Origin of the sequence: Herminiimonas sp. Marseille-P9896 (assembly GCF_903993245.1) — a bacterium.
GTDB lineage: Bacteria > Pseudomonadota > Gammaproteobacteria > Burkholderiales > Burkholderiaceae_D > Oxalicibacterium > Oxalicibacterium contaminans.
Map to the genome: position 1 here is coordinate 54617 of NZ_CAJEVT010000004.1, position 17519 is coordinate 72135.

The 17519-nt window shown below is 54.6% G+C and carries 16 protein-coding genes; 7 read left to right on the forward strand and 9 right to left on the reverse strand.

The genetic code is table 11. The annotated features are described in order from the left end of the window. Nucleotides 1-2: 2 nt before the first annotated feature. The 6 genes from H7U06_RS14885 to H7U06_RS14910 form a co-directional block, all read right to left on the reverse strand. The gene (locus tag H7U06_RS14885; RefSeq protein ID WP_175626917.1) at nucleotides 3-3149 is read right to left on the reverse strand and encodes an efflux RND transporter permease subunit; all 3147 of its coding nucleotides are present in this window, start codon (nucleotides 3147-3149) and stop codon (nucleotides 3-5) included. Beyond that, the gene (locus H7U06_RS14890) at nucleotides 3142-4308 is read right to left on the reverse strand and encodes an efflux RND transporter periplasmic adaptor subunit (RefSeq protein ID WP_175626918.1); all 1167 of its coding nucleotides are present in this window, start codon (nucleotides 4306-4308) and stop codon (nucleotides 3142-3144) included. The genes H7U06_RS14885 and H7U06_RS14890 overlap by 8 nt, the downstream gene beginning before the upstream one ends. A 182-nt stretch (nucleotides 4309-4490) precedes the next feature. After that, nucleotides 4491-5855 carry a HAMP domain-containing sensor histidine kinase gene (locus H7U06_RS14895; RefSeq protein WP_254873259.1) on the reverse strand — a complete coding sequence of 455 codons (1365 nt, stop codon included), beginning with the start codon at nucleotides 5853-5855 and terminating at the stop codon, nucleotides 4491-4493. Continuing rightward, nucleotides 5852-6592: a response regulator transcription factor gene (locus tag H7U06_RS14900; RefSeq protein ID WP_175626919.1), complete on the reverse strand. Its 741-nt coding sequence runs from the start codon at nucleotides 6590-6592 to the stop codon at nucleotides 5852-5854. The genes H7U06_RS14895 and H7U06_RS14900 overlap by 4 nt, the downstream gene beginning before the upstream one ends. Before the next feature lie 202 nt (nucleotides 6593-6794). Beyond that, nucleotides 6795-7850: a porin gene (locus tag H7U06_RS14905; RefSeq protein WP_175626920.1), complete on the reverse strand. Its 1056-nt coding sequence runs from the start codon at nucleotides 7848-7850 to the stop codon at nucleotides 6795-6797. A gap of 346 nt (nucleotides 7851-8196) precedes the next feature. Then, the gene (locus tag H7U06_RS14910; protein ID WP_254873260.1) at nucleotides 8197-9303 is read right to left on the reverse strand and encodes a porin; all 1107 of its coding nucleotides are present in this window, start codon (nucleotides 9301-9303) and stop codon (nucleotides 8197-8199) included. A gap of 295 nt (nucleotides 9304-9598) precedes the next feature. Between H7U06_RS14910 and coq7 the strand changes: the two genes are divergently transcribed. After that, nucleotides 9599-10225, forward strand: a complete 627-nt coding sequence (gene coq7 / locus H7U06_RS14915; protein ID WP_175626922.1) for a 2-polyprenyl-3-methyl-6-methoxy-1,4-benzoquinone monooxygenase — start codon at nucleotides 9599-9601, stop codon at nucleotides 10223-10225. 112 nt (nucleotides 10226-10337) lie between these two features. Here coq7 and H7U06_RS14920 read toward each other — a convergent pair whose 3' ends face one another. After that, nucleotides 10338-10781, reverse strand: coding sequence for an OsmC family protein (locus tag H7U06_RS14920; RefSeq protein WP_175626923.1), 444 nt, complete (start codon nucleotides 10779-10781; stop codon nucleotides 10338-10340). Between the two features lie 317 nt (nucleotides 10782-11098). Between H7U06_RS14920 and rplM the strand changes: the two genes are divergently transcribed. From rplM to erpA, 6 genes are all read left to right on the forward strand, one after another. Then, nucleotides 11099-11527 (forward strand): 50S ribosomal protein L13, encoded by a 429-nt coding sequence (gene rplM, locus H7U06_RS14925; protein ID WP_012078159.1) that lies wholly within the window; start codon nucleotides 11099-11101, stop codon nucleotides 11525-11527. A 9-nt stretch (nucleotides 11528-11536) separates the two neighbouring features. Beyond that, nucleotides 11537-11929 carry a 30S ribosomal protein S9 gene (rpsI, locus tag H7U06_RS14930; RefSeq protein WP_175626924.1) on the forward strand — a complete coding sequence of 131 codons (393 nt, stop codon included), beginning with the start codon at nucleotides 11537-11539 and terminating at the stop codon, nucleotides 11927-11929. A gap of 148 nt (nucleotides 11930-12077) precedes the next feature. Then, nucleotides 12078-13115 carry an N-acetyl-gamma-glutamyl-phosphate reductase gene (argC, locus tag H7U06_RS14935; protein WP_175626925.1) on the forward strand — a complete coding sequence of 346 codons (1038 nt, stop codon included), beginning with the start codon at nucleotides 12078-12080 and terminating at the stop codon, nucleotides 13113-13115. A 17-nt stretch (nucleotides 13116-13132) separates the two neighbouring features. Continuing rightward, a complete protein-coding gene (locus H7U06_RS14940) occupies nucleotides 13133-13888 on the forward strand; it encodes a DUF6776 family protein (RefSeq protein WP_175626926.1) in 756 nt (251 codons plus the stop codon). A gap of 12 nt (nucleotides 13889-13900) precedes the next feature. Next, nucleotides 13901-14302 (forward strand): polymer-forming cytoskeletal protein, encoded by a 402-nt coding sequence (locus tag H7U06_RS14945; protein WP_124574676.1) that lies wholly within the window; start codon nucleotides 13901-13903, stop codon nucleotides 14300-14302. Nucleotides 14303-14352: 50 nt separating this feature from the next. Continuing rightward, nucleotides 14353-14703, forward strand: coding sequence for an iron-sulfur cluster insertion protein ErpA (gene erpA / locus H7U06_RS14950; protein ID WP_124574675.1), 351 nt, complete (start codon nucleotides 14353-14355; stop codon nucleotides 14701-14703). A gap of 81 nt (nucleotides 14704-14784) precedes the next feature. Here the strand turns inward: erpA and H7U06_RS14955 are convergent, their stop codons facing one another. Together H7U06_RS14955 and H7U06_RS14960 are read right to left on the reverse strand one after the other, a co-directional pair. Next, the gene (locus H7U06_RS14955) at nucleotides 14785-15915 is read right to left on the reverse strand and encodes an anhydro-N-acetylmuramic acid kinase (protein WP_175626927.1); all 1131 of its coding nucleotides are present in this window, start codon (nucleotides 15913-15915) and stop codon (nucleotides 14785-14787) included. Nucleotides 15916-16004: 89 nt separating this feature from the next. Continuing rightward, on the reverse strand, nucleotides 16005-17372 hold the full coding sequence (locus tag H7U06_RS14960; RefSeq protein WP_175626928.1) for a peptidoglycan DD-metalloendopeptidase family protein: 1368 nt from the start codon (nucleotides 17370-17372) through the stop codon (nucleotides 16005-16007). Nucleotides 17373-17519 lie beyond the last annotated feature (147 nt).

Genomic DNA, 17519 nt, shown 5'->3' on the forward strand with positions numbered 1-17519 from the left:
TCCTAGCTCGCAGTGGCAGTTGGGCCAGCGGGCAATTCGTCTTTGCTGTCTTCGTTTTCAGTGAAGTTGGCAAAGCGACGGATGGCGACAGGCAGGATCAACAAGGTGAAGATGGTGCCTGTGATCACGCCGCCGACGATGACGCATGCAAACGGACGTTGAGTTTCACTACCAATACCGCGCGACAGCGCTGCTGGCAACAAGCCGAGGCCCGCCATCAAGGCCGTCATCAGGATAGGGCGCAGACGTACGACCGCACCTTGCACGATGGCTTCGGTCACTGCTGCACCTTCACGTACGCGCAGCAAGACTTCTTCCACCATGATCACGCCGTTTTGCACCGAGATCCCGGCAACGGCGATGAAGCCGACCGCGGCGGATACCGACAAGTGCAAACCGGACAGACCGAGTGCTGCTAGGCCGCCTATCAGTGTGAAGGGCACCATGCCGATCACCAGGCTGGCCAGGCGTACCGAGCGGAAGGCCCAGAACAGCAGCGAGAAGATCAGGAAGATAGTCAATGGAATGATGACCATCAGGCGTTTCGCCGCGCGTTGCGAGTTTTCGAACTGGCCGCCCCAGCTCAGGTCGTAACCTGGCGGCAGGGAAACTTGTTCTGCCACTGCGCGTTGGGCTTCTTCAACGAAGCTACCCTGATCGCGACCCAGCAGGTTCATCTTCACAATCACGCTGCGTGATCCGGATTCGCGCAAGATACGCGATGCACCCTGACGCACTTCTATGGTGGCGACATCGCTGAGTGAGATGGTGCCAGGGCCGTTACCGACTTGGGTGCCGGGTACTGCGAGTTGCAGATTACCGATCGCATCGATGCTGTTGCGATTCTTTTCCCCGATACGGACGACGACATCAAAACGTTTGTCTTCTTTGTACAGGCTGGTGACTGCTGTGCCTGACATCGCTTGCGTTACCAGATTGTTTACGTCGTTGATAGAGATGCCGTAACGTGCCAGCTTGGTACGATCCGGTGTCACCACCACTTCCGCCTGGCCACCGATGCGGGTGGCCTCAACGTCAGTCGCGCCGCGTATGCCTTCCACGACGCTAACGACCTGTGATGCCTTGTCTTCCAGGATGTCGAGGTTGTTGCCACTGATTTTGGCTACGATTTCACCGCGGAAACCGGACAGCGATTCTTCCACGTTGTCCTGGATGACTTGCGAGAAGTTGGTGGTAATGCCAGGTATTGCCGCGAGGTTTTCCGACATATGGGCAACCAGCTCCTCCTTGCTGCTGTAACGCCATTCCTTACGTGGTTTCAGGTCGACCAGGCTTTCCAGGTTATTAGGGCCTTTTGGATCGGAGCCGTCATCCGGACGACCTGCCTGCGTGATGATGCGTGCCACCTCAGGATAGGTCAGCAGTTTGGCGCGTACTATGCGCTCGATATCCTTGGTCGTTTCCAGTGAGGCAGAGGTCGGCAGTGTGATGGTCAGCCAGATATTTCCTTCATCCAGCTTGGGCATGAATTCACTCCCTAATCGCGGCGCGAGCAGGAAGGCGATGACGACCGGTATCGCGGAAAGCCACAGGGACTTGCGCGCATTCTTCATCGTGAAGTCGAGCACACGCTGATAGCGTACTTGCAGCCACTCCAGCCAGGGTTTGTGCTTCTCGGCCAGCGTCCGTTTTTGCAGGACGTAGGACAGCAGCGTCGGCAACAGTGTGAAGGTCAGCAGGACCGCACCTATCAGTGCAAAGGTCAGCGTCAGTGCCACTGGCGTAAAGATTTTTCCTTCCACGCGCTGGAAGGTAAAGATAGGTACGAAAGCAAGGATGATGATCGCTTTGGCGAATAGCACCGGATGCGACATGTCCTTCATGGTTTTGTACAAAACCTGCAGGCGATGCGAACGTGCATCATGCGGATTGGCGTCATGTACGGTTTTGACTGCCAGGCGCACCATCAATGCTTCGACGATGACGACCGCACTATCGATAATGATACCGAAGTCGACCGCGCCCAGTGAGATCAGGTTGGCTGATACACCGCGTGCATTCATCAGGATGAACGCGAACAACAGTGAGAGTGGAATCACGGTGGCCACGATCAGCGCCGCCACCCAGCTCGACAGAAATACCACTAGCACGGCGATAACCAGCAGCGCACCTATGATCAGGTTTTCTGCAACGGTGCTGACGGTATGACGTACCAGTTCCGTACGGTCATAGATAGGGATGATCTTGGCACCTGCAGGCAAGCGTGGTTGCAGTTGCGCAATCCGTTCTTTCAACTCGGCATTGATCTTGGACGGGTTGCCACCCTTGGTCATCGAGACGATGCCTTCGACGATGCTGTCTTTTTCGCCGGTTGCAACGATGCCGAAACGAGGACGCTCGCCGGAGCGTACGGTGGCGACATCGCCGACCGTAATCGCACGGCCCTGACGGGCGGTGATGACGACTTTGCGGATGTCTTCGCTGTTGGCGAACAGACCGGCCGAGCGCACCACCAGCGAGGCGTCACCTTGCCGCAGCAAGCCACCGCCAGCGCTGCCATTGCCGTTGTTGACGGCCTGGCTAAGCTGATCCAGCGTAATTTGATATTTGCGCAAAGCCAGCGGATCGACTTCGATTTGGTATTCCTTGATCGCGCCGCCAAAGCTGACGACATCGGCGACGCCAGGTGTCATGCGCAGCACCGGACGTATGGTCCAGTCCTGCAGCGTACGGATTTCAGTATCGGTCAGACCTGGTGCTTCGATGGTGTAGCGATAGACTTCACCGACTGCAGTCGAGAGTGGTGCAAGTTGTGGTTGCACGCCGCTCGGCAAGTCGACGGTCGAAAGCTTTTCGGTCACCTGCTGGCGCGCAAAATAGTTATCGGTATCCTCGGCAAAAGTGAGGGTAACGATGGATAAGCCGGTCATGGTGACCGAGCGCACATTGGTCAGGCGCGGTATGCCTGCCATTTCACGTTCGATAGGCAGGGTGACCGAGCGCTCCATATCTTCCGGCGCCTGGCCAGGCAATTGCGAGATGACGCGTACTTGTACGTCCTGTACATCAGGGAAGGCTTCAATTGGCAGATTGGATAATGCGTAGCCGCCGAAACCGATTAATGCACCTATCAGGACAAATACAAAAATCCGCTGCGTCATCGCGAAGACGATGAGACGATCAATCATGGTTATCGCTCACATTCAATTCAGCGTCGAGCAGGAGGGCACCTTTGATAACGATGCTTTCCGAACCTTTCAGGCCTTCACCGACATAGCTGATGTCGCTGCCGCGCGTGATGAGCTTGACCTTGCGTTGCTGGAATTCACCGGGGGCGTTTTGTACGTAGACGTAGCTGTAAATGCCGCGCGTGATGATGGCGCTATTCGGGACCGCGACACCGGTGCCGGTGTCCTGTTGCACGGAAGCGCGGACATACATTTCCGGCAGCAGTTTGGCATCTGGATTGTTCACGCGTGCCCTGACGGTCACACGCCGTGAATTTGGATCGACGGCCTGACCGAGTTGCACGATTTTCGCTGCGAATTGTTCGTTCGGATAAGCATCGCTGGCGATGGATACCGTGCTGCCGAGTTTGATTTGCGACAGCAGTTTTTCAGGGACATCGATCATCAGCCACAGGCGTTTGGGATCGGTGACGACGAACAGCGGGGAGGACATGCCAGGACTGACTTCCAGCGATGGCGTCGCAGTACGTTCTGTGACCACGCCATTCATCGGGCTGAGCAGGCTGATGCGCTGACCGCGTATGACCATGCCATTCGGGTTCAGGTTTTTCAGGCGCAATTCCGCGCGTGCGGTTTCTGCCTGGGCTTGCGTGTAGTCGGCCAATGCGTTCTCTACATCCTTGGCGGCGATGGCTTCGCCTTCACCGAGGTCCTTGGCACGTTCGTAGACGCGACGTTTGTGTTCGAGGTCTGCCTTGGCCTTGTTGATATCGGCATATGCGGTACCGACATCAGGCGAATCGATTTCTGCCAATACCTGGCCCGCTTTCACGACAGTGCCGGGTTCGGCCTTGAGGGCGACGATGCGACCGGAGATGCTGACACCTATGCGTGCAGTGACGTCTTCGTCATAGACCAGATGTGCGCTCAACTGATCGCCCAGCGGTATCGGGGAAGCAGGGATGACTCGCGCTTCTATCATGGTCAGCTGCGGTGCGCCATGCGGATAGCGCAGGGAATCGGTCGAATTCTTGACCGCGGATACGGCGGCGCGTGCTTCCTGTGCCTCCTGCGTTGATGCTCCCTTATCGCCACAGCCAGCCACTAGCAAGCTTGTCCCCATTGCTGCAGCTATCGTTATTTTTTTAAGTCCTTGCATGTTCCTTCATCCTTTGAGTCGCGGGTACATGGCATTTTGCTATTTCTGCAGCGGACAGAAAGACGCAGCCTATGTGATACCAATCTTACGAGGACTAGGGGTGAAAGCCGAGGAAGTAGGCATTACCATTCGGTAACGTGTTGGCGGGTGGATACATAGTACCCCGCTGCGGCAGCCGTTTTTCAGACCGGGTTGGGTGCCAGTGTCATGCGGACGATCAGTCCGGGGTGGGCGTCCGAGAATTCAAGGTTGCCGCCGTGCAGACGGGCGATCGCCATGACGCTGGCCAGACCCAGGCCGTAACCGGGGCGGCTGCGGTCCAGGCGATAGAAGTGGGTGCCTATGCGCGACAATTCAGTGGCCGGGATGCCTGCACCATTATCGCGCACGATGATGGCTGCGCCATGTGCATCCTGCGTGGTGCGGACTTCGACGGCGGCATTTTCTCCGGCGTATTTCAAAGCGTTATCCACCAGATTGGCAATTGCGCTGGCCAGCAGTTCGCGGTCGCCATTGGTGACGGGTTCGGCATCGAAAACAGAGGTCAGGCGCACCGATTTTTCCTCGGCCACTGGTTCATACAGCTCCAGTACATCGGCCACGACGTTATTGAGCGAAATGGCGCTAAAACTCTGGCGGCGCGTACCCGATTCCACTTCTGCCAGATTCAGCAGCTTGTTGAACATGACACTGAGTTCTTCCATTTCCTGCAACGCGAACTGGAGCGCTTCATCACGTGCCTGGGCACCTTCCCGTTCACTTTTGCGCAAGCGCAGCAGGATGCGTGTCATCGGCGTGCGCAGGTTGTGCGCGATGGTGTTGGAGATATGACGTACGCCATCCATCAGGCGTTGTTGCTGATCCAGCATGCTATTGATGTCGCGGCTGAGGCGGGAGAATTCATCTTCCTGCTGCTGCAGCGGGATGCGCTGGCTGAGGTCGCCTGCTTCGATATGTGTCACGATTTGTTGTATGCCGCTCAGACGCTGCCTGAGCTCGCGCCGGAACAGCAACGCGCCCCCTATCGACATGAAGAGGCCGATCAGGCCGGCGATCAGGCTGGCGCGATCGAACAGCCTTTCGATTTCGAGCTGATGGTTGATATCGCTGCCGACTACCAGCTTGCTGCCGTCCGGTAGTTGCTGGATATACATGCGTCCTATCGCTTCGCGGCCACTGCGCATGACGCGGGTTTCGACCATGCCTTCCTTGTTCTTTGCTTTGTGCGGGATGGATGGGATATTGCCGATGACTTTTTCGCCATAAGGATTCACCAGCAAATAGATTTCGGTATCCGAATAGACGCCATCACGCAGGATGTCCTTGATTTGCTGTGCGACCGAGCCTTCACCGTTTTCGATGAAGTCGTTCAACAGGCGTTGCGAATTGGAGGCGATGTGGCGGTCAATCTGGCTTTTCAGTACATTGACCGTCTGGGTATAGAAAACCGCCAGCAAGACCAGCATGGACAGCACCAGCAGGGCGCTGTAATTGAAGGCCATGCGAAAGGCGACCGAACTCCATAGTTTGAAACCAGGTAGTTTCATGGTGCTGGTTTAGCCACGGTTTTGGCGTGTTCGTGATCGTCGGCGGCATCTGCCTGCGGGTTGGGCGTGAGGATATAGCCCAGATTGCGTCGCGTATGGATCAGCGGCACGGCATAACCTTTGTCTATCTTGTTGCGCAAACGGCTGATATGAGCGTCGATGACGTTGGTTTGCGGGTCGAATTGATAATTCCACACCGATTCCAGCAACATGGTGCGGGTCAGTACCTGTCCCTTATGCGTCATCATGTACACCAGTAGACGGAATTCTCGTGGCTGCAAACTGAGCGGACGGCCGCCGCGTTCGACACTGCGGGTGAGCAAATTGACCTTCAGATCTTCTACGTAGAGTTCGCGTATGACTTCATTCGGCTGGGTCCAGCGCAGCAAGGCTTCGACACGAGCCGCGAGTTCCGGGAAGGCAAACGGTTTGGTCAGGTAGTCATTGCAGCCCGCCTGTAAGCCACGCACGCGCTCATCGATCGCAGACAGCGCGCTGAGTATCAGGACCGGGGTGCGCTTGCCCATTTCGCGGATCGCGGCCAGGATGGACAGGCCGTCCACGCCTTGCGGCAGCATGCGGTCCAGGATGATGACATCCCATTCGCCGCTTACGGCCAGCTCCATCCCATCTATGCCATCCGCGCAGACGGTCGCATCGTAGCCTATCTCTTTCAGCCCTTTGGCTATATAGAGCGCATTGTGCGTATCGTCTTCTATGATCAGGCAGCGGTGCATCTGGACTCCGGGTTTGCTACGGGATGTGCTGAGTATATACGGACTGGATTCTACGATGGTTCAGTTGAAATATTGCGGATATTGAATGAGCTATAGCGACTAAGTTGTCGGTATTGCAGAAAATGCAGGCAATAAAAAAGGCACCCGAAGGTGCCTTTTTCTTTCGTACAGTTCAAACCAAGCAGGCTAGGCCTGCCGGGAATTAGAACTTGTGACGGATACCGACGTTGAAAATCGATGGATCGCTACCGTTAGCTGCGCTTGTGCCCAGTTTAACGTTAGCATCGTTCGAAGTTTTCGAGTAGCCAGTGTACAGGTTGGTACGTTTCGACAGATCGTACGAGTACGAAATAGCGAATTTTTTGGTGTCTTGATCAACCGAACCAGTTGTTTTGTTGTCGTTGACAGCGTACGACGCGAAAATGGTGCCTGGACCAACTGGTGCGCTTACGCCCAACAGGTAGTTGCGATATTTGCCGTCATTGCCGACTGGGAAGTCAACTTTGGTATCAGCAAACGCGCCGTGCAGTTTTACAACGCCGAAGTCATAGGTCAGACCCAGGAAGTGAGCTTTGGTTTTGCTGATGTTAGCCAATGCTGCATTTGTGGAGTCTTGGTTGTTGTAAGCGTACTGAACGTTCAGTGGACCATTTGCGTAGCCCAGACCCAGACCGTAGTTGCTGTTCGCGCTTGTCGAACCAGCTACTTCGCCAAAGCCGTAAGCTGCGTTTGCTTTGAAGCCGCTGTACGAGTTCGATGTGTATTTAACCGAATTCGAAATACGACCCAAGTCGCCGCTCAGTGTGCCGTTGAAGAAGATGTTGCTGATCGCGCCAACTGTGCCGCCGTCGCCGAACGGATCGATTTGGTCGTATGCATCTTTAACTACGGAAGTTTGGCGACCCAACAGAACGGTACCAAATGTTGCGCTTTGCAGACCAACAGTTGCGAAACGGTTGAAACCGCCCGAGTTGCCTGTAGCAGCTGTGAAGGACGAGCCAGTGTCAGCAGCGATAGTTGCTTCCAATTGGAACAAAGCTTTCAGGCCGTTGCCCAGATCTTCAGTACCTTTGAAACCGATACGGCTAGCCGATTGACCGCCGGAGTTGATGCCGTTTGTGCGGGAGTTACCTGCTGCGCCGGTGTCGGTGCTAGCGAATCCCAAGTCAACGATACCGTAGACGGTAACGGACGATTGTGCCGATGCAGCACCTGCAAATGCGCCCAATACGGCCAGAGCCAGAAGCGATTTTTTCATTTAAATGTTCCTCAAATGTTGTTTTAAAAATGCATCACTTGACTAGCAAGTGGTACATGAAGTCCTGCGGAGCTGCCTGTCTTGCCCAATCCTTATTGCAAGACGACGATTGATTGAAACAAAATCCGCTGTGAGTGACAACCAAAATATCAAAAGCGCACTGGGGAAATGGCTGAAATGACGTTTTTTCGCAACAAAGCGGTGCGTTTCAATTCCAAAATGAGGCGCGCGTGATTTGTTGTGAAGCATGCCATTGTTGTCGTATAAATAACGATTCGGTTTGGTAGCGATCTGGAATCATGTCCGAACCCGGCGCGTCATATTTTTGGCTTTTCGTTCACTCTTCTTAAAACATGTGATTAATGCCAAAGGAGGTGCCGGTCTGCCGGGTTTTGCCTCCTGGCGGCAAAGAGACGAAGCCGCTGAGGATGGCGCGGTCCAGGCCCAGGTACAGATTGGTGTGGGTCGATAAGGCATACGTCGCCCCGACTATCATGAGATTGCGTCGGGCGGTTTCGGCAGATCCCGTCGCCAGGGTGGTCCGGTAGTAGCCGGTGGTGACGCTGATGGCAGGGGTGAAGTCGTAGCTTGCGCCTATCCAGCTATTCTTGGCCTGGTTGTTAATTCCTTTGACGGCGGTTTCTGCTTCGGTATTGATATGGCCGCCTGCGATGCGCCAGCCGTCGCCCTGGTAGGCGCCGCCGAAGGTAATTTGATCCTGATCCCGGTAGTCCACTGCGCTGCCGGTTGCGACATTGGGTTTTTGCCTGGTGTACGCGGCACCGATGACAAATGGGCCAGGGCGGTAGGTAAGCCCGATTGCCTTCGCGCTGCCGTTGCTGTTGGAGCCAGCGACTTCACCGGCGGAATATTCGGCGAGCACGGTCAGGCCGTCGAACTTGCCTATATATTGGACGTCATTGCTGAAACGGGTGCCGCCTATGGTGCCGTACGGGAATCCGTTGAAGTTGCCATCCGCATTGCCAGCCGAGGCACCGGCCAAAGGGATGATCTGCACGTAACGATATTGGAACGGATCGTAGGCGAAGATGGTTTTGCAGGACACCGATGGCATGCGGCCGAAGTCGATGGAGCCAAATGAACCGGCCACGCCTACCGATGAGATACGGTTGAACATGCGTCCCGCATTATTATCCAATGCGCCGGTGCCGGTGTTGAAGCCGGTTTCCAGGTGGAAGTGGGCATTCATGCCGCCGCCCAGGTCTTCGGTGCCTTTGATGCCTATGCGATTGTTGTAGTACTCGCCATTCGAACCCATTTTCAATGTATCACCACCATCCTTGGTGGTATTGGTAACATTGCGTATGCCAGCATCTATCGTGCCGTATATATTGATGGTCGATTGATAATTGGTGCCGGCAAACGGTTTTTTTGCGATTTGTTCGTTATTGGTCTCGTCATTCGCTTCCTTGAAGGTGCCATATATAGTCATGGCGGGTTGAGCGTATGCGGTGCTGACCACGGCGCTACTAAGAGCAAGCGCAAAATGCAGGCTGTTCATCTAAAGGCTTATTTGTCCGGGTTATGTAGGTGAGCCACCTTCTTCATCGGCAGCATATGGCCGAAGCTGTATGGTGGCGGGCATCTTATTTAGTTAGTCCGGGCAAGGCTAAGCGAAATGGCGGGCAAGTCTTTTTGACGTGCGTTAACATTTTGCAAAAGACACATTTCATCGGTAATTGGGTGTCGTTCTCATGCAACATTTGTTTTGAATAGGTTAGAGATATATGCAGTTTCCAGATCGTTTGATACAGCACTTTGATAGCGCCTTGCGCGTGATGGCCGGTGTTTCCGTTGCCGGACGCGCGAACCCCGCAGCGAAAGTTGCCGATGGTGAGTTGGATAGCGCGCAGCGTCGGCATAGTGCCGGATTGATGCGGGTCAACCATGTGGGTGAGGTATGCGCGCAGGCTTTATATCAGGCGCAGGCGCAATTCGCGCGCAGTCCGGCAATTAAGGAGCAGCTTTTGGTCGCGGGGCGTGAGGAAGAAGACCATCTGGCATGGACTGCCGAGCGTTTGCGCGAGCTGGGTTCACGTCCCAGCTTATTGAATCCGTTGTGGTATGCAGGCGCTTTTGCGCTGGGCACCGTCGCGGCAACGCTGGGTGATGCGCGCAGCCTGGGTTTTGTGGTGGAAACCGAGCGTCAGGTCGAGGCGCACTTGAACGAACATCTGAGCAGCCTGCCGCCGCAGGATGCCAAATCACTGGCGATCGTGCAGCAAATGAGTACGGATGAAGCTGAGCATGGCTCGGCAGCACAGGCTCTGGGTGCGCAAGCGGTGCCGCCCTTCGCGCAAATGGGTATGCAGGCGATGGCGAAAGTCATGACGACGACCGCCTATTATTTATAGGGCTCTATTTATATAGTTGGTTTTCACCACGTTTTCAGCGTGACGAGCAAAAAGGGATAGCCGTAAGCTATCCCTTTCTTTTTGCCTAAACAGTTGGTGTTGCGGCCCAGGCTCAGGCTGCGGCTGCCGGTGCGGCGTCGTCGACGATCTCGAACGAATGGGTAATTTCAGCAGTCTTTTCCATCATGATAGAAGCCGAGCAGTATTTGTCATGCGACAGCTTGATTGCGCGTTCGACCACATTGGACTTCAGGTTGCGGCCGCTGACGGTGAAGTGGAAGTGGACTTTGGTAAAGACTTTCGGGTCGGTTTCAGCGCGTTCTGATTTGAGGGATACTTCGCAGCCTCGCACATCCTGGCCACTTTTGCGCAGGATCACGACGACGTCATAGGCGGTGCAGCCGCCAGTGCCGAGCAGCACTACTTCCATCGGGCGTGGTGCCAGATTGCGGCCGCCGCCTTCAGGCGCGCCATCCATGGCGACGACGTGGCCGGAGCCGGTTTCAGCTAAAAAGGTCATGCCGGACAAGCCGGTCCAGCGTACTGTGCATTCCATGGTGTTCTCGTAAAGTTGCAGGTTGATTTTGTGCCATTGTAACTGCTGACGAGGAAATTGATGAGGCGTGCGCAAACGTAAAAATTGCCGGGCATACACAAATTCCATGCTTTTTCGGCATCAATTCGCCTGGATCGCAACGGTTTAGCTGCAAATATCGCCAAAATAGCTGCTTAAATTTGACGCTAAGTCCTTGAAAAGTCTATAATCTGCGGTTCTTTCGTTTGCTCAGGAAGAGATAACAAGGCCGAGTACGCATGTAGCAGCAAGCACGCGTAACCACCATTTGAGCGATTTTAATTATTTAGGAAGTCATCATGAAAACCTTCTCCGCTAAAGGACACGAAGTCCAGCGCGATTGGTTCGTGATTGACGCGACGGACAAAGTCCTCGGACGTGTTGCCAGCGAAGTGGCACTCCGACTGCGCGGCAAACACAAACCGGAATTTACTCCTCACGTCGACACCGGCGATTTCATCGTCGTGATCAACGCAGGCAAACTGCGCGTGACCGGTACCAAAGCAACAGAAAAAACATACTATCGCCACTCTGGTTACCCAGGCGGTATCTATGAAACCAACTTCCTGAAAATGCAACAGCGTTTTCCGGGTCGCGCGCTTGAGAAAGCGGTCAAAGGCATGTTGCCTAAAGGCCCACTCGGCTACGCGATGATCAAGAAGCTCAAAGTGTACGCTGAGGCAACTCATCCGCACGCTGCGCAGCAACCTAAAGCACTTGAACTCTAAGGAATAGACATGATCGGTAACTACAATTACGGAACCGGCCGTCGCAAGAGTGCAGTGGCTCGCGTCTTCATCAAATCCGGCTCCGGCCAGATCGTTGTCAACGGCAAGCCAGCGAGCGAATACTTCTCGCGCGAAACCGGTCTGATGGTGATCCGCCAGCCTCTGGAACTGACCAACAATGTTGAAACATTCGACATCATGGTTAACGTCAACGGTGGTGGTGAGTCCGGCCAGGCGGGCGCTGTTCGTCACGGTATCACCCGTGCCCTGATCGACTACGATGCAACCTTGAAATCGGAACTGTCCAAAGCAGGCTTCGTTACTCGTGATGCACGTGAAGTTGAACGTAAAAAGGTCGGTCTGCGCAAAGCACGCCGCGCCAAACAGTTCTCCAAGCGTTAATCTGCGTTTTCAGAGCATCGAAAAGCCGCCTGGTTTACGCCTGGCGGCTTTTTTTATCCCTGTTTGCAGTTGGAAACGATGGTGGGGCGAGCGTATGCAGCTCATCGCCTGTTAAAATAAAACGAAGTAAATTTTGCTAGGAAGAAACATGATCAAGGTTGGCATCGTCGGCGGGACCGGTTATACAGGCGTGGAATTGTTACGCTTGTTGGCAACGCATCCGGAAGTCAAACTCACCGCGATTACTTCGCGCAAGGAAGATGGTTTGCCGGTGGCAGACATGTTTCCATCGCTGCGCGGACGTGTGGACCTGGCGTTTTCAGCGCCGGAAAAAGCCAAGCTGACCGAATGTGATGTTGTTTTCTTTGCCACGCCGCACGGTGTGGCCATGGCGCAAGCGCCGGAATTGCTGGCCGCTGGCGTCAAGGTCATCGACCTTGCAGCTGACTTCCGTTTGCAAGACATCGCTTCCTTTGAGAAGTGGTACAAGATCCCGCACACCTGCCCGGAGCTGTTGAAAGAGGCTGCCTACGGTCTGGTTGAATTGAATCGCGACACCATCCGCAAAGCGCGCATCGTCGGCAACCCGGGTTGCTATCCGACCACCATGCAACTCGGTCTCGCGCCTTTGTTGCAGGCTGGTGTGATTGATGCGTCGCACCTGATCGCCGATTGCAAATCGGGCGTGTCCGGTGCCGGTCGTAAAGCTGAAGTCGCGACGCTGTTCTCCGAAGCGGGCGATAACTTCAAAGCTTACGGTGTGTCTGGCCATCGTCACTCACCAGAGACCCTCGAACGTTTGCGTTTGTTGACCAATGATAAAGTCGGCCTGCTGTTCACACCGCATCTGGTGCCTATGATACGTGGCATGCATTCGACCCTGTATGCACGCCTGACCAAGGACATTGACAACGCAGCGCTGCAAGCCCTGTTTGAAAAGGCGTATGGCAACGAACCGTTTATCGACGTAATGCCTTTCGGTTCGCATCCTGAAACACGTTCGACACGTGCATCGAATATGTTGCGTATCGCCTTGCACCGTCCGGATAACGGCGACACCGTCGTGGTACTGGTGGTACAGGACAATCTGGTCAAGGGCGCTTCCGGCCAGGCGGTGCAATGTATGAACCTGATGTTCGGCCTGGATGAAACGGCCGGTTTGATGCACATCCCTGTTTTGCCGTAATGATGCGCATCTGATACATGAGTAAGCCCAAACCGGTATTTAAGTCCCTGCAGCGCAAGCTATGGTTGCGTCGCTGGTCGATATCAGCACCGCGCATGACCATCAAGAATCACCTGCCGTGGCCATTGCGGGCGGTATTCATCGCGATTGTGGTGGGTTTGGGTGGTGCGATGGCGATGTGGGCCTATGACCTGGGGCGCAGTTTTACCGGTTTCAAGCCGGGTGCGACTACGGCGCAACTGGCAGAAGTGCAGGAGCAACTCAAACAAATCACTACTGAGCGCGATAAATTTGAAACCACGGTGAATGCGGCGGAGAGCCAGCTCAATATAGAGCGTTCGCTGCAGTCACAACTGGCGCGCCAGATCAAAACGCTGGAATCGGAAAACACCAAGCTGAAAGAGGACCTGGCTTTCTTTGAAAGCCTGTTGCCGACCGATACCGGGGCACAAGGGATTACGATACGACGCCTGAAGGCGGAAATGCTGGAGCCTACGCAATTGCGTTATCGCTTGCTATTGATGCAGGGTGGCAAGGTAGTCCACGATTTCGCAGGGAATTACCAGCTTATTGTGACGCTGGTGCAGGACGGCAAAAGTGCTATGATGACCTTCCCGAAGCCGGATGAAGCGGATAAATTCAAGCTCTCATTCAGGCATTACCAGCGTATAGAGGGCGTCCTCACGATACCTGCAGGCGCAGTGCCCAAGTCGATCCAGATCAAGGTCCTGGAAAAAGGCACGTTGCGCGCGCAACAGTCTTCAAATTTGTAAAGGAGCGTCATCATGTTTAGCCGTAAAGCAAAAAGTACGATAGATAGCCTGATAGGCGCTTCCACCATCATCACCGGCAACGTCCATTTCAAGGGCGGTCTGCGTATCGATGGTTGCGTCAAAGGCGACGTGATTGCCCAGGCAGATGAAATCAGCATGTTGGTGATTTCCGAGCATGCGCGGGTCGAAGGTGAAGTGCGGGTTGCGCATTTACTTGTCAATGGGGAAATAATCGGACCGGTATTTTCGTCAGAATTGCTTGAATTGCAGCCGAAAGCCCGCATAACTGGTGACGTAAACTACAAAGCGCTGGAAATGCACGGCGGTGCTGTAGTTTCCGGCAAGCTGACCCATGAGGTCGATGAACCGATTTTGAAGTTGGCTGTACCTATACTTGCCGCGAATAATACGTAAAACGCGGCTTAGGTCTATAATGAACTACCGTTTTCCAGCAGGAGCCTGAAATGAATGCAGTTGCCGAAATGCCATCCCCTATCGTTTTCAGCGACAGCGCTGCGCTGAAAGTTGCAGAGTTGATCGAAGAAGAGGGTAATCCAGATCTGAAATTGCGCGTATTTGTGCAGGGCGGCGGTTGCTCCGGCTTCCAGTACGGCTTTACGTTTGACGAAATCGTCAACGAAGACGACACCACCATGACCAAGAACGGCGTGCAGTTGCTGATCGACTCAATGAGCTACCAGTATCTGGTCGGCGCAGAGATCGATTACAAAGACGACCTGGAAGGTGCGCAATTCGTGATCAAGAATCCGAATGCAACAACGACGTGTGGTTGCGGTTCTTCGTTCTCGGCTTAATAGCGTAACGACGCAGCTCAGTCTCCAATAAAAAAGCGCAGAATCTTCTGCGCTTTTTTTACGTCCTTAAACTTTGCGTGTTCAGGCCGGGTACAGCGCGCCCAAGATCCGCAAGCCGCGTGCGCCGGTCACCGATGGCAGGTTACCCGGCTCACGTACAGTGAAGCGTTGCGCCAGCCATGCAAAGGCGAGCGCCTCCACCTGATTCGGCGCCACGCCCAGCGTCACTGTCGACTCCACCTTGATCGTCGCCTGATGCAGCTTCAACGCATAGTGCAATAGCGTCAGCAGATAGTGATTGTAGGCACCGCCACCGCATACATACACCGCCTGGGTGTGTGGCGCATATAGTTTGATCGCATCCGCCAGCGTGGTCGCCGTGAATACTGCCAGCGTGGTTTGTACATCGGCACTCGCGAGTCCCGGGAAGTTGCTTAGTTTTTGCGCCAGCCAGGCCGGATGAAACAAATCGCGTCCGGTGCTTTTCGGTGGTGCAGCCGCGAAGAATGCTTCATCACGCAGTGCTGCCAACAATTCTGTGTGCACATTGCCAGTCTTGGCCCATGCGCCATCTGCATCGTAAGGCTGGCCATTGTGTTGTGCTATCCATGCATCCATCAATACATTGCCAGGCCCGGTGTCGAAGCCGATGACGGGCGCGTTTTTATCTTTCGGCAGGATGCTGATGTTGGCGATGCCGCCTATGTTTACCAGCACGCGGTTTTCAGTCGTTGATCCGAACAGTGCTTGATGGAAGGCTGGTACCAGTGGTGCGCCCTGACCACCGGCAGCAATGTCGCGGCTGCGCAGGTCAGCGATGACATCGATGCCGGTGAGTTCTGCCAGCAAGGCAGGGTTGTTGGTCTGCCGTGTATAACCGACCTCGGGCCGGTGTCGTATGGTTTGACCATGTACGCCGATAGCTGTCACGCGTTGGGCATCGAGCTGTGTCTGTTGCAGCAGGTCGCGTACGCATTCCGCGTAGTGAGTGACCAGCGTATTGGCGGCGATCGCTTCACGATGAATTTCATCCGGACCTGCGCTTTGCAGCGCCATCAGTTCGGCGCGTAACGCATCGGGAAAGGGCACATAGGCTGCAGCCAGAGTCTGGCGCACGCTGCCGTCTGCAGAGAACTCGGCGAGGATGCCATCGACGCCATCGAGGCTGGTGCCGGACATCAGGCCTATGAAAAGGGAGGAATCAGTAGACATAAAAAAACCGTTCGTCAGGGTAGTTCACTCTACACTGGACGAATGGTTTTGTGGAGCCGGATCAGGCAGATCCGGCTCGGAAGCGCTGCTTATTTTGCTGCGAGGCGGACGTTGCTATTTTCCGGTGACAGCAAGGCAAAGCGATGTGTCATGTCGGTGGCGACAGTACGGAATTTTTGCATTTGCGAAGCGGTCAACGGCTGTGCATTCGGGATATCGACAGACATCGGATCACGTGCTTCATTGTTGACGCGGAACTCATAGTGCAGATGCGGACCGGTCGACCAGCCGGTCATGCCAACATAGCCGATAACCTGACCCTGGCTGACTTTGGTACCTTTGCGCAGGTTGGTGGCGAAGCGGCTCATGTGCGCATAAGCGGTCGAGTACTTGGACCAGTGCTTGATGATGACGACGTTGCCGTAACCACGTTGGGTGCCGGCGAAGTCGATCACACCGTCGCCGGATGCGCGGATAGGTGTGCCGATCGCTGCCGCGAAGTCGACGCCTTTATGTGCTTTCCACAAGCCGGAGATAGGGTGCTTGCGCACCGAGAAGCCGGACGAGATACGCGAGAATTCCAGTGGCGATTTGAGGAAGGCTTTTTTCAGTGACTTGCCGTCAAAGCCATAGTAACCGCCGCTCGAAGCAACGCTAGGATCATCGAACCAGACCGATTGATAGGTTGCAGGGCCATTCATGAATTCGCCTGCCAGTACGCGACCGGCGTAGACGTATTCGCCGTTTTGCCAGAAGGTTTCGTACACTACGTTGAAGCGGTCACCACGACGCAGGTCGGAGCCGAAGTCGATGTTGGTGGAAAACATATCGACGATTTGCGAAGCGACGTTGTCCGGGATTTGTGCGGCGTCAGTGGCAGCAAACAGCGAAGATCTGATTTCGCCGGAGCGCATTTCTATGCGTTTTTCCAGCGCGATGGCTTTTTCGGTAGCCTTGAAACCCTTGCCTTCGCGGCGGATTTCTATGTTCTTCAGGTTGCCTGCACCAGTACCGACGGTGCTGCTGAGCCAATTCAATTCGCCGTCTTCAGTGGTTTGCACCTGTACCCGTTTGCCGGCTTTCAGTTGCATCACATTGCGCGCGATGGCATCGGATTTGATGAAGTTGGCAGCGTCTGCGTCGTCTACACCCAGGCGATTCAGCAAAGTGGCGAGGGTGTCGCCCGAGCGTACACGCTCTTCGCTGATGTAGTTTTGCTGGAGGGTGTCGAGCGCGGCGATCTGGTCGGCCAGATGCGGCAGCTGCAATTCCTGTGTAATGGACTTGATCGGCAAATCATCTGCATCAGGGGCCATAGGGGCCACGCCTGCTGCACCAAACGCGCACACTGCCAACAGCAATGCGGAGGCGGAAACGATGCGGGTTTTACGGGATGATCCGAGTAGTAGTTTCTTACTGGCTGAGCTTGCGCTAAGTAATTTATTTAATGTGAACATGCAATAAGTTAAAATCTGCCGCTTGTTCGGTTTCTCTTTCTTGTGTTTTTATAAGTTGATGAACGGCAAGGTTAGAGTAGCTGGAATTAAATTAAAAAAGCATTGTACCGATTTCTGTTTTTCTTACCCCTTTTTTTACAATTTACT